Source organism: uncultured Thiohalocapsa sp. (assembly GCF_913063425.1).
Lineage (GTDB): Bacteria > Pseudomonadota > Gammaproteobacteria > Chromatiales > Chromatiaceae > Thiohalocapsa.
This window is the reverse complement of sequence record NZ_CAJXYK010000004.1, coordinates 108,527-120,756: the sequence shown is the minus strand read 5'-3', so window position 1 is coordinate 120,756 and position 12,230 is coordinate 108,527. Positions and strand designations below refer to the sequence as shown.

Below are 12,230 nucleotides of genomic sequence, written 5' to 3'. Positions count from 1 at the left end.
CCCGGGCTCGCTGATCAATGGATGAACGGGTCCTTACCCGACTCGGCCGGCCGCGCGCCCCGCTACCAGATGTCCGCGACGGCGATGCGCAGGCCCGGCAACAGCGCCGGCGTGATGACCTCGCTGGCGTCGGGCCGCAGCATCAGCCGGTAGCCGTCGGGACCGGGCTCCCGATAGATCTCCAGGCGCCGTTGCCGCAGATCCACCAGCCAAACCTCCGGTACTCCGTGGCCGGCATACAGCGGCACCTTCACCTCCCGGTCGTAGCGCAACGAGCTGTCGCCGATCTCGATCACCAGGAGCGTGTCCGCCGGCGTCGGGTTGGCGCCTTCGTAGAAATCCTCGCGCGGGCGCAGCAGCATCAGGTCCGGCTCGGGCTCGGAACGCGGTTGCAGCGTGAGCGGGTCCTGGACGGCCACCAGCGCGTCATCGCCCGCGCCCAGGGTCAGCAGTCGATTCAGGCGCTTGTTCTTGCCGGCATGGTCAGACTTGATGGGCGGCATCGCGCGCAGCTCTCCGTCGATCAGCTCGACCCGGTCGTCCTCGTCAAAGACCCCCGCATCGATCATGCGATGGTAGGCATCCACGCTCAAACGAAACACCGGGCGCGTCTGCGCCGCAGGGGATTGCGTTTCGGCCATCAGACCGGCGTCGGCAGGTCGACCGGCTGCGCCTCGCTCTGCGCGAAGTAGCGGCGCAGGAATTCGTCGAAGTCCATGTCGTCGGCGGCCTCGATGGCGCGCTGACGGTCGAGCGACGTGGCCGTGAGATCCGCAAGCCAGGCGTCGCGCTCCGGTGTCGGCGGTCCGGCGCGGAAGGTCTCCCGGTGCTGCTCGGTGAGGCGGCGGGCGAATTCGGCGAAGCCCTCGCCCCGGTCGCGCATCTCCGCCAGCATGCGCGCCGACGGGGTCAGCTCGGGGTCCAGCACCTTGGCGCGCTGCGCCGCGAGGCTGCGGCCATAGGCGGTGCCGCCGGCGCCGTCGAGCAGCTCAGCGAGGGGCTGCATGGCGTCCATGACGGCGAGCCCCCAATCGCGTAGGGAGTGCCCAGCCGCGTCCACCTGGAGTTTGAGGCCGGGCTCGCGACCGCGGTGGGCGGCCAGGACCTGATTAGCATCTATGGCGCGGCGCTCACGAGCGTCGATGCGCGGGCTGTCCGCGAGCAGACAGTACAGCATCAGGAGCCGCAGAAAGGCCATCTGCGTCGCGTCGATGCCGAGCGGATGGAAGGCATTCACATCCAGCGAGCGCAGCTCCACGTAGCGCACGCCGCGGCGGCGCAGCGCCAGCGTCGGCCGCTCCATCCAGTCCGTGAGCTGCTTGGGGCGGACGGTGCTGTAGTACTCGTTCTCGATCTGGAGCACGTGGTCGTTCAGCTGCTCGTAGCGGCCGTTGACCTTGATGCCGATGGTCTCGTACTGCGGACAGGGGGTCTCGATGGCCCAGGTGAGGCTCTTGATGTAGGCATCCAGGCTGTCGTAGCAGGCCTTCATGCCCGTGCCTTCTTCCTGGCGGTTCTGGTAGCCGATGTCCCCCATGCGGAGCGAGGTCGCATGCGGGTAGTAGAAGGTCTTGGCGTCGAAGGATTCGAGGTCCGTGGCCGCGTCCTGGACGAAGCTCTTGCATACTGCGGGGGAGGCGCCGAACAGGTAGGGCACGAGCCAGCCCAGGCGCTGCAGGTTGCGGACCATGCCCATGTAGCGCTCCGAGCGCAGCGCCTGCTGCCCGCCGGCGGAGACGCCGTCACCGACCTTGACAACGCTCAGGCCCGGGAGCTCGGCCAGCCTTGGCCACAGGGCCTCGTCCACGGAATAGTTGAAGTGCACGCCGGCGATGATCTGCATCACCCGGCCGTAGCGGTTGCCGAGGCCGCGGCGGTAGACGGTCTTCATGCGTGCCGCGTTGGAACTGCCGTACTGAGCGAGCGGGATCTGCGCACCGCCATGCAGTACGCAGGGCATGCTGGCTGCCCAGAGAAGCTCGTCACCGATATGGCGGTAGACGAAGCGATGCAGATCGTCCAGCAGCGCCAGCACATCGACGCCCGAGGTCATCGCAGGCGTCACCAGCTCCAGCAGCGCCTCGGAGAAGTCCGTGGTGATGCAGGGATGGGTCAGGGCCGAGCCAAGCCCGGCGGGGTGCGGGCTCGGCGCAACCGCGCCGGCGGCGGTGACCCGAAGTGCCTCCTTCTCAAGGCCGACACGGCCGCCGCCGAGGATGCGCCGTCCCTGCTCGTCGCTGAAGCCTGCCAGCACCGACGATGCAATGCCCGAGAGCACCGAGCCGCTCATGGGCAGCCGTCCAGTCCGACCCAGCACAGCCTGCTGCGCATGGGTCCGGGCACCGTGCGTGGCCATCGACCAGGCGGGCACGGCCGGCGGCTGCGGCCTTGAAACTGCTTGGGCATAGGGCTCGCTGCGCGCACACCCCCGCAAGGGGGCGGCGCCAAGAGGTCAGTCAGTCGCGCATGGCGGCACGGGGACGATCGGCGGCATCCTGCATGACGATGACGTCGGCGAGAATGCGCGCGGCCTCTTCCGCCTGGATGCGGTCGATGACCTCCTGCTGGCGCTCCAGCGCGTCTTCGTCCACTTCGTCGGCGTCCTCGTCCACCGGCTCCAGCCCGCGAGCGCGCAGGAAGCGGTTGCGCTCTTCTTTCAGAACCCGGTCGCGGCGCTCGGATTCACGCCGGCGCTCGCTCTCGCGCAGGGAGATCTCCTGCTGATTGTTGATCTCCGTGAGCAGCTGGCCCCGGGACGTGAGCATGCGGAACCCGTCGTCGTCGCGGATGCGTGCCGCCGAGCGTTGTCGCAACAGGTTGACGTCCACGGGACGGTAGGGGGCGTAGCGTGCCGGGCGGATCCGGTCCCAGGGCAGCGCGTTCTCCAGCGAGCGCTCGCCGTGGTCGGACAGATCCGGCCCCAGATCGAAGTGGATGTCCGGCTCGATGCCCTTGAGCTGGGTGCTGCCGCCGCTCACACGGAAGAATTCGGCCATGGTGAGCCGCAGCCGTCCGAGCTGTGCGGCATTGCCGGGCATGTAGCGGTCCAGATCGATGAGCGTCTGCACCGTGCCCTTGCCGAAGGTGGGCTCGCCGATGATGACGCCGCGACCATAATCCTGGATGGCGCCGGCAAAGATCTCTGACGCGGAGGCGCTGTTGCGGTCCACCAGCACGGCCAGGGGCCCGGAGTAGACCACCCCGGGATCCGGGTCCACTTCCACGTCCACCTTGCCCAGGGCGTCCTTGACCTGCACCACTGGCCCCTCGTCGATGAAGAGCCCGGTGAGAGAGGTGGCCTCGGTGAGCGAGCCGCCGCCGTTGCCGCGCAGGTCGATCACCAGGCCGTCGATGCCCTTGCCCTGCAGCTCGGCGATGAGCCGGCGCACGTCCCGGGTGGTGCTGGTGAAATCGCGACTGCCTTCGGACTCGGCGCGGAAGTCGCGGTAGAAGGCCGGGACCTCGATGACACCGATACGCAGATCCGGCGCATTCGCAGGCTTCTCGATGAGGTACGCCTTGGCCGCCTGGTCTTCGAGCCGGATCTCGTTGCGCACCAGCTCAACCTCCCGGCTGCGACCGCCGGAGCCGCCGGCCTTGGGCAGGATCTCAAGCCGCACCACGGAGCCCTTGGGCCCGCGGATCTTGTCCACGACGTCCTGCAGGCGCCAGCCGATGACGTCCTCCATGTCGCCTTGCTCGCCCTGGGCCACGCCGATGATGCGATCGCCGCTGTGCACCTGCCCCGACTGCCGCGCCGGGCCACCGGCGATGGTGCGCTGGATGACGGTATATTCATTCTCGGCGCTCAGCACGGCGCCAATGCCCTCCAGCTTGAGCCGCATGCTGATGTCGAAGTTCTCCGACGTGCTCGGCGACATGTAGCTGGTGTGCGGCTCAAGCGTGCGCGTGTAGGCGTTGACGAAGGCCTGGTAGACATCGTCGGCCGTAAACTGGTGGATGCGCCGGGAGATGCCCTCGTAGCGCTTGCGCAGCTGCTCGCGGATGTCGTCGTCGGACTCGTCGGCAAGCTTCAGGGTGAGGTAATCGTATTTGACCCGCTTGCGCCAGATATCGTCCAGCTCGGCATCGCTCTTGGCCCAGGCGGCGTCTTCGCGATCGAAGCGGTAGGTCTCGGACCGGTCGAAATCGAAGTCCTGCTCCAGCAGCTTGTTGGCGTATTCGATGCGGCTGTCCACGCGCATGCGGTAGACGCGGAAGATGTCGAAGGCGAGGTCCAGCTTGCCCTCGTCGAGGTCGTCGTCGAGGCGGTTGGCACCGCGGGTGAAGCGCTCAACATCCCGGTCCAGAAAGAAGGAGCGGTTTGGGTCCAGATCCTCGAAGTAGTTGAGGAGCGTCTGCTGCGCAAAGCCGTCGTCGAGCCGGAAGCTGCGGTAATGGAAGCGCTCCAGGACCTTGTTGATGACCAGCGTGGTCTTGCTCTGCCGGTCGGACGGGAAGAGCTCCGCCATGCCGACGGGGGTGAACTCGGCGACGGCGGCACAGGAGACGCAGAGCCAGACGGCCAGGAACACCAGCACAGTGCCCAGGCGGACGCGCCGGCGCCGGCCGGCGTCTACCCGGCCAACCTCTCCAGGGCTGCTGCGCGGGGCGTCCGCGGGCAGGGTCGGGCACGCGGGGCTGGAACAACCGGAGCGGGGGTAGATTGTAGTCATGCGCTTGTCAGCCATCGGCGGGCTCGGAAGGGCTCTGGGAACAGGGGAAAACTGCCGGCATCTGACGCAGGCAGTAACGCCAAGACAAGACAGTAACGGTACGCGACGCCAAGTTCAACGACGGACCCGGCGCGGTGATCAGCCCGCATCGACGCGCCGCGTCGCGGCGAGCCGCCACCTGCTGGGCTGAGCGCGGCGGTGGCGTGCGCGGGAGCGCGCGTCATCGCCCGCTCCGACCCAGCCAGATGAGGCTCGCCATGCGCCCGGTGCAACCGTCGCGGCGATACGAGAAGAATCGGTCCGGATCAGCGGCGGTGCAAAGCCCACCGCCGCTGACCCTGGGCACGCCGGCAATGGCGAGTCGGCGCCGCGCCAGGGCGTAGAGATCGGCAAGCCAGCGGTCGCCCGCGCCGCGCCGGAAGGCGGCGCCGGCGCCCGCGTCCTGGGCCAGAAAAGCGGCGCGCACCTCGGGCCCCACTTCGAAGCGATCCGGGCCGATGGCAGGGCCAAGCCAGGCCAGCACGCTGTCGGGCTGCACGCCGAGCCGCGCCAGCGCCGCGTCGATGACGCCGCGATGCAGACCCCGCCAGCCCGCGTGCACGGCGGCGCAGACTGAACCAGCGCGGTCGCAGAGCAGCACCGGCAGGCAATCGGCGGTGAGGACGGCGCAGACCTGTCCGGGCCGGCGGCTCAAGGCCGCGTCGGCCGCCGGCGGCCGGTCCGAGCCGGCGTCCGGGGTGTCCGCCGTGGCGACTGCGCAGCCGTGTGTCTGCGCAAGCCAGAGCGGCTCTGCGGGCAGGTCCAGGCCGGCGCGCAGCCGCCGTCTGTTGGCGGCGACGGCGGCTGGGTCGTCACCGACATGCGCGGCGAGGTTCAGCGACGCGAAGAGTCCCGTGCTGACCCCGCCCAGACGCGTGGTGGTGCAGGCGTGCACCCGCGCCGGGGCAGGCCAATCCGGCACGATGACATGGTCCCAGGTGAGTGCATCCCGCTCAGACATCGGCTGGCTGGGCCTCACGCAGGGGCTCGAGCGCTGCGAGCAGGCCCTGAAAATCCGCCGCCAGAGGGGCTTCCCAAGCCATGGACTCGCCGCTCTGTGGGTGCACCAGACCGAGTCTCAGTGCATGCAGCGCCTGGCGCGGGAAGTCCCGGACGGCCCGCGCCGCCGCCGCGGGCAGGCCCGCCCCGGCCACACGCCCACCGTACAGCGGATCACCCACCAGCGGATGGCCGATGTGGGCCATGTGCACCCGGATCTGATGGGTACGGCCCGTGCGCAGCCGCAGCGCGAGCAGCGTGTGACCCGGCCAGCGCGCCAGCACGCGGTAGTCGGTGACCGCAGGCTTGCCGGCGATGGTCACGGCCATGGCCGTGCGCCGCACCGGGTGCCGGCCGATGGGGGCATCGACGCTGCCGCCGGCGGCGGGCCGCCCCACCACCAAGGCCCGGTACTCCCGTGTCACCGTGCGCGCCTGAAGCTGCGCCACCAGGGATTTGTGTGCCCCGGGCGTCTTCGCCACAACCAGCAGGCCGCTGGTGTCCTTGTCCAGGCGATGCACGATGCCGCAGCGCGGCAGACCAGCGAGGTCCGGGGCATGGTGCAGCAGGCCGTTCAGGAGCGTGCCCTGCCAGTTGCCCGCGGCCGGATGCACCACCAGGCCCGCGGGCTTGTCGATGACCAGCAGGTGCCGGTCCTCGAACAGGATGGCCAGGTCCATCGGCTCCGGCGCATGGGTGTCGGGCTGCGGCAGCCAAGCCTCGATCCGCACCCGCTCACCGCCCACGAGCTTGGCGCTGCGTTTTGCGGGCCGCCCGTCGAGCCGGACCATGCCGGCGTCGATCCAGCCCTGGATGCGGCCCCGCGAGAAGTCCGGCAGCCGCTGTGCGAGCACCTGGTCCAGGCGGCGCCCGGCCTCGGCGGCGACGATGTCCAGCGCACGCTCGATGCGCTGATCTGGCGGATCTGGCGGATCTGGCGGGTCTGGCGGGTCTGGCGGGTCTGGCGGCGCGTCCAACAGGTCCGCGTCCTCGCGCTCCCGCCCGAAGTGTTCTGTGTCGATCACGGAAGATTCGTTACAATGCTGGGCTTTGCTTTAACCTGCAATTCGGCCTCACGATGCGCGCAGTCTTTGCCATTCTCCTGCTCGCCGTCGGGCTCGCCATGGGTCCCACCGGCTGCGGCATCATCGGCAAGGAGTTCGATGAGACCGAGGGGTGGTCCGCCGCCGAGCTGTACAACAAGGCCGCCGGCGACCTGGACGGCGCGAACTACAAGCGCGCCATCGAGCTCTACCAGAAGCTGGAGACCCGCTATCCGTTCGGGCGCTACGCCATGCAGGGTCAGCTCGACATCGCCTATGCGTATTACAAGGCGGAGGAGCCCGAGCAGGCGCTTGCGGCCGCCGACCGCTTCATCAGGCTCTATCCGCAGAACCCTTATGTGGACTATGCGTATTATCTGAAGGGCATCGTCAACTACAACCGCAGCGTCGGCTTCATCGACCGCTTCCTGCCCACGGATCAGTCCCAGCGCGACCCGGGCTCGGCGCTGGATGCCTTCGAGGACTTCGCCGAGCTGGTGCGCCGCTTCCCGGACAGTCGCTATGCGCCGGACGCCCGCCAGCGCATGCTCTACCTACGCAGCAACCTTGCGCGCAGCGAGGTGAACGTCGCCGAGTATTACATGAGGCGGGGCGCCTACCTGGCGGCGGCCAACCGGGCGCAGTACGTCATCGAGCGCTTTCAGCGCACGGCCGCCGTCGAGGACGCACTGGAGGTGCTCATCGACGCCTACGAGCGTCTGGGCAAGGAAAACCTCGCCGCCGACGCCCGCCGCGTGCTGGAGCTGAACCGCCGCGAAGGGCGCTTCATCGATGATACGCCGGCGCCGGAAGAGATCAGCCTCGGGCGGCGTATCTGGGATTACTTGGGGCTGGACGAGAACTGAGCCTCAGACGGCCGCTTCGTTCTCCTCGCCGGTGCGGATGCGCACCACCCGGTCGATGGTGCTGATGAAGATCTTGCCGTCGCCGATCTTGCCCGTGCGCGCGGCCTTGGTGACCGCATCCACACATTTGTTCAGCTGCTCGTCTGTGACCACCAGCTCGATCTTCACCTTCGGCAGGAAGTCCACCACGTACTCGGCACCGCGGTAGAGCTCCGTGTGCCCCTTCTGACGGCCGAAGCCCTTGACCTCGATGGAAGTCATGCCCGTGATGCCCGCCTCCGACAGGGCTTCACGGACGTCGTCGAGCTTGAACGGCTTGATGATGGCTTCGACCTTTTTCATGGCGTCCTCCGGTTGGGCGCTGGGCGATGATGGAATAGGGCGACGATGACGGGGAGTATAGGGGCCAGCCGACGGCGAAACCATAGCGGCGGCTGCTGCGGCAGCCGGGTCCGGGCGAGACGGCAGCGGGCGGCACGCTTCGGGTGCAGGTGTGCGCTTCAGCCCCCGCCCAGCACGGCCGCCACGGCAGCGCCCATCTCCGCCGGCGAGCGCACCGTGGTGACGCCGGCGTCGGCCAGCGCCCTGTACTTGCCCTCCGCAGTGCCGGCACCGCCGCTGACGATGGCGCCGGCGTGGCCCATGCGCTTGCCGGGCGGCGCAGTAACGCCTGCGATGTAGGCGACCACGGGCTTGCTGATGTGGGCGGCGATGTGCGCCGCCGCGCGCTCCTCGTCGTCGCCGCCGATCTCCCCCACCAGCAGCACCGCGTCGGTCTGCGGGTCCTGCTCGAACAGGTCCAGGCAGTCGATGAAGTCGAGCCCGTGGATGGGATCCCCGCCGATACCGATACAGGTGCTCTGGCCAAGGCCCGCCGCCGTGGTCTGGTGCACCGCCTCGTAGGTCAGGGTGCCGGAGCGCGAGACGATGCCGACACGCCCCGGGCTGTGGATGGCCCCCGGCATGATCCCGATCTTGCAGGCACCCGGCGTGATGATGCCCGGGCAATTGGGGCCGATCAGCACTGCGTCGGCACCGGCAAGGGCGGCTCGCACCCGCAGCATGTCCAGCACCGGGATGCCCTCGGTGATGCAGACGATGACGCGGATGCCCGCATCCGCCGCCTCCATGACGGCATCCGGCGCGAAGGGCGCCGGGACGTAGATCATGCTGGCGTCGGCGCCGGTCTCGCGCACCGCGTCGTGGACGGTGTCGAACACGGGTCGGTCCAGGTGGCGCTGCCCGCCCTTGCCCGGCGTGACCCCGCCGACGAGGTTGGTGCCATAGGCGATGGCCTGCTCGCTGTGGAAGCTGCCCTGCCGGCCGGTGAAGCCCTGGCAGATCACCCGTGTCTGTGCGTTGACGAGTACGCCCATGCGCTGCTCCTTCAGTTGTCAGCCCTGGCAGTTGTCAGCCCTGGCAGTTGTCAGCCCTGGCAGCTGCCGCGGCCACGGCCTGCTGGGCCGCGTCGGCGAGACTGCTGGCGGTGGTGAGCGCGAGCCCGCTCGCCGCAAGCAGCGCCAGGCCCTCGGCAGCGCGGGTGCCCTCCAGGCGCACCACCAGCGGCACGTTCAGCGCCACCTCCCGCGCGGCGGCGACGATGCCCTCGGCAATGAGGTCGCAGCGCACGATGCCGCCGAAGATGTTCACCAGCACCGCACGCACACGACCGTCGCTCAGGATCAGCTTGAAGGCCTCGGCCACGCGCTCGGCGCTGGTGCCGCCGCCCACGTCGAGGAAATTGGCCGGCGCGCCGCCGTGCAGCTGCACCAGGTCCATGGTGGCCATGGCGAGCCCGGCGCCGTTCACCATGCAGCCGATATCACCGTCGAGGGCGATATAGCTCAGCTGATGCGCCGCGGCGGCGAGCTCCCGCGGGTCCTCCTGGGCGGGGTCCCGCAGCCCGGCGAGGTCGGCGTGGCGGTAGAGGGCGTTGTCGTCCAGGTTCACCTTGGCGTCCAGGGCGAGCAGGTCGCCGGCGGCGGTGACCACCAGGGGGTTGATCTCCACCAAAGCGGCATCGGACGCCGTCAGCAGCCGATACAGGCCTGCCAGCATCTCACCCAGGGCCGCCACCTGCGGCTTGCTGAGCCCAAGGCCATACCCGAGCCGCCGCCCTTGCCAGGGCAGCAGGCCGATCACCGGGTCCACATGCGTCAGCAGCAGCCGCTCGGGGGTCTCGGCCGCCACCGTCTCGATGTCCATGCCGCCGGCAGCAGACGCCATCAAGGCGACCCGCCCCGCACCCCGGTCCACCAGCGCCGCCAGGTACAGCTCCCGGGCGACAGCGGTGGCCGCCTCCACCAGCACCTGCGCCACCGGCAGCCCCTCGGGCCCGCTCTGGTGCGTCGCCAGCCGGGAGCCGATGAGCGCCTGCGCCGCGGCGGCGACCTCCGCCTCGCTCGCGCACAGGCGCACGCCGCCCGCCTTGCCGCGCCCGCCGGCATGCACCTGTGCCTTCACCACCCAGCGCTCGCCGCCGAGGGCACGCGCCGCCGCTGCGGCGGCGTCGGCGCTGTCGGCCAGCCTCCCGGGCGGCACCGGCACGCCCTGGTCCGCAAGCAGGGTCTTGGCCTGGTATTCGTGCAGATGCATGGCTGATGGGCTGGGCTCAGGCGGTTGGGTTGGCGGGGTTGGCTTGGCCGACTGGGTTGGCGGGCTGGATCGACAGACCGGGCGGCTTGCGTGCGCGCACTGCGGACATCAGCGTGATCCGGTTATTCTGTGCGAATGCTTCCCCCCTGGCAAAGGTAACCGGGTCTTGCCCCTGCGCAGCAACGGTATGGACCAGCCGCCGGCCCAGCTCGCGGCGCCCGGCGGCGCGGCGCAGCGGGCATTCCGGGCGGACAGTGCCCTCACCTGGCTGTTTCTCTACCGGCTGCTGCTGGCCGCGCTGCTCCTGTTCCTGTTCTCCTACCCAGCGGAGCAGCCCTGGCTCGGCAGCGCCGCCGACGCCGGGGTGGCACGGGTCATCCTCGGCCTGCACGGCCTGACCATCCTCGCCGGCGGGCTGCTGATCGGCGCGCAGCGCCCGAGCCGGGCGCATCAGATCCAGGTGGCGATCTTCCTGGACATCACCGCCTACACCCTCCTGATGCACCTCGCCGGCGGCGTCGCCAGCGGCCTCGGGCTGCTGCCCGCCATCGCCGTCATCGTCGGCGCCATCCTGATGGAGGGGCGACTGTCCCTGCTGTTCGCCTCCCTGGCGACGCTGGCGGTGATGACGCAGCAGCTGTACTCCCAGCTCTACGTCGACACCCAGTCCGGCACCTACACCCAGGCGGGCCTGCTCGGGCTCACCTACTTCGCCGTGGCGCTGCTCGCGCACGTGATGACGCGCCGGCTGCGCGAGACCGAGCGCCTCGCCGCCCGCCGCAAGGTCGACATCGCGGACCTGTCCCGGCTCAACGAGTACGTCATCCAGCGCATGGCCATGGGGGTGGTGGCCATCGACGGCGAGCGCCGGCTGCTGCTGCTGAACAATGCGGCCCGGCGCCTGCTCGGCGCCCCGGACGCCCAGCCCGGCGACAGCCTGTTCCTGCTGGCGCCGGCGCTGCGGGACTGGTTTCTTGCGCGCCTGCGCGACGACGCCGACACGGATCAGGACGACAGCCTGGTGCAGATCGGCGACAACGAGGTGCTGCCGAGCCTGACCCTGCTCGGCGACAGCCGCGTCAACGGCGCCTTGATCTACCTGCGCGACCAGCGCGAGCTGGTGCGCCAGGCGCAGGAGATGAAGCTCGCGGCCCTCGGGCGACTCACCGCAAGCATCGCCCACAACATCCGCAACCCCCTGTCGTCGGTGACTCACGCGGCCCAGCTCCTGGCGGAGTCGGAGCACATCGACGAGGCCGACGCCAACCTGCTCGGCATCCTGCGACGCAACGCGCTGCGCATCGACGAGACCGTCACGAGCATCCTGGACCTGTCCCGCCGCCACGCCGCCGAGCGCACCGACATCGACCTCGCAACCTGGCTCAAGGACTTTGCCGACGAATACGCCGACAACCACCCGGACTGCGCCGGGCGGCTGCGGGTGGTGACGGACGCAACCCCGCTGCCGCTGCGCGTGGACGTGCGCCACCTGGGCCAGATCCTGCGCAACCTGTGCGACAACGGCTTCAAGCACGGCAGCCGCGGGGGCGCACCGGCGCGGGTGGAGCTGCGCGCCGGTCGCGACGGCCGCGCCGGCATGATCCAGCTGGAGGTGCGGGACTCGGGCCCCGGCGTCACGCCGGACAACCGGCGGCAGATCTTCGAGCCCTTCTTCACAACCTCGACGAGCGGCACCGGGCTCGGTCTCTACATTGCGCGGGAGTTGGCAGAAGCGAACGGCATGAGGTTGGAGTATATTGGGGGAGGGCCGATGGAAGGCCGTTTTCGCTTGACATTCGGACCGAACGGGATGCGCCGGCCTACCGGTAACGCCGCGGCCTGACGCCGAACCCGATCCGTCCGACCAGCCGAGCCGCCCAGCCCGGGGCCACGAGACCCGGCAGCCTAAGGCCGGCCCAGCGGCAAAGCGGCGCCGGCCGTTGCGCCCGCGGGCCGCGACACGGGAGGGCGCCGGCACCCCGTCCGTTGCAGCCAGCCCCCGACCCGAGCCC

General features: G+C 69.8%; 10 protein-coding genes. 2 read left to right on the top strand and 8 right to left on the bottom strand.

Going from position 1 to position 12,230, the window contains the following annotated elements:
- Window positions 1-62: 62 nt before the first annotated feature.
- The 5 genes from QZ607_RS03240 to rluD all read right to left on the bottom strand — a co-directional run bounded on the left by QZ607_RS03240 (window position 63) and on the right by rluD (window position 6,622).
- Window positions 63-641 carry a Uma2 family endonuclease gene (locus QZ607_RS03240; RefSeq protein ID WP_295879596.1) on the bottom strand — a complete coding sequence of 193 codons (579 nt, stop codon included), beginning with the start codon at window positions 639-641 and terminating at the stop codon, window positions 63-65.
- Complete coding sequence (gshA, locus tag QZ607_RS03235) at window positions 641-2,290, bottom strand: glutamate--cysteine ligase (protein ID WP_295879594.1); 1,650 nt, start codon at window positions 2,288-2,290, stop codon at window positions 641-643. Before gshA ends, QZ607_RS03240 begins: the two co-directional genes overlap by 1 nt.
- A 166-nt stretch (window positions 2,291-2,456) precedes the next feature.
- Window positions 2,457-4,676 (bottom strand): carboxy terminal-processing peptidase, encoded by a 2,220-nt coding sequence (locus tag QZ607_RS03230; RefSeq protein WP_295879591.1) that lies wholly within the window; start codon window positions 4,674-4,676, stop codon window positions 2,457-2,459.
- A 220-nt stretch (window positions 4,677-4,896) separates the two neighbouring features.
- Window positions 4,897-5,676 (bottom strand): peptidoglycan editing factor PgeF, encoded by a 780-nt coding sequence (gene pgeF / locus QZ607_RS03225; RefSeq protein WP_295879588.1) that lies wholly within the window; start codon window positions 5,674-5,676, stop codon window positions 4,897-4,899.
- Window positions 5,669-6,622: a 23S rRNA pseudouridine(1911/1915/1917) synthase RluD gene (gene rluD / locus QZ607_RS03220; protein ID WP_295879700.1), complete on the bottom strand. Its 954-nt coding sequence runs from the start codon at window positions 6,620-6,622 to the stop codon at window positions 5,669-5,671. Before rluD ends, pgeF begins: the two co-directional genes overlap by 8 nt.
- A gap of 170 nt (window positions 6,623-6,792) precedes the next feature.
- On the opposite strand from rluD, the gene QZ607_RS03215 reads away from it, so the two are divergent.
- A complete protein-coding gene (locus QZ607_RS03215) occupies window positions 6,793-7,623 on the top strand; it encodes an outer membrane protein assembly factor BamD (RefSeq protein ID WP_295879586.1) in 831 nt (276 codons plus the stop codon).
- A gap of 3 nt (window positions 7,624-7,626) precedes the next feature.
- On the opposite strand, the gene QZ607_RS03210 is transcribed toward QZ607_RS03215, so the two are convergent.
- From QZ607_RS03210 to sucC, 3 genes are all read right to left on the bottom strand, one after another.
- Complete coding sequence (locus tag QZ607_RS03210) at window positions 7,627-7,965, bottom strand: P-II family nitrogen regulator (protein ID WP_295879584.1); 339 nt, start codon at window positions 7,963-7,965, stop codon at window positions 7,627-7,629.
- A gap of 158 nt (window positions 7,966-8,123) precedes the next feature.
- The gene (gene sucD / locus QZ607_RS03205) at window positions 8,124-8,999 is read right to left on the bottom strand and encodes a succinate--CoA ligase subunit alpha (protein ID WP_295879581.1); all 876 of its coding nucleotides are present in this window, start codon (window positions 8,997-8,999) and stop codon (window positions 8,124-8,126) included.
- A gap of 34 nt (window positions 9,000-9,033) precedes the next feature.
- Window positions 9,034-10,218, bottom strand: coding sequence for an ADP-forming succinate--CoA ligase subunit beta (gene sucC, locus QZ607_RS03200; protein WP_295879579.1), 1,185 nt, complete (start codon window positions 10,216-10,218; stop codon window positions 9,034-9,036).
- Window positions 10,219-10,405: 187 nt separating this feature from the next.
- Here sucC and QZ607_RS03195 point away from each other — a divergent pair, with 187 nt between their 5' ends.
- Window positions 10,406-12,061, top strand: a complete 1,656-nt coding sequence (locus QZ607_RS03195) for an ATP-binding protein (protein WP_295879577.1) — start codon at window positions 10,406-10,408, stop codon at window positions 12,059-12,061.
- Window positions 12,062-12,230 lie beyond the last annotated feature (169 nt).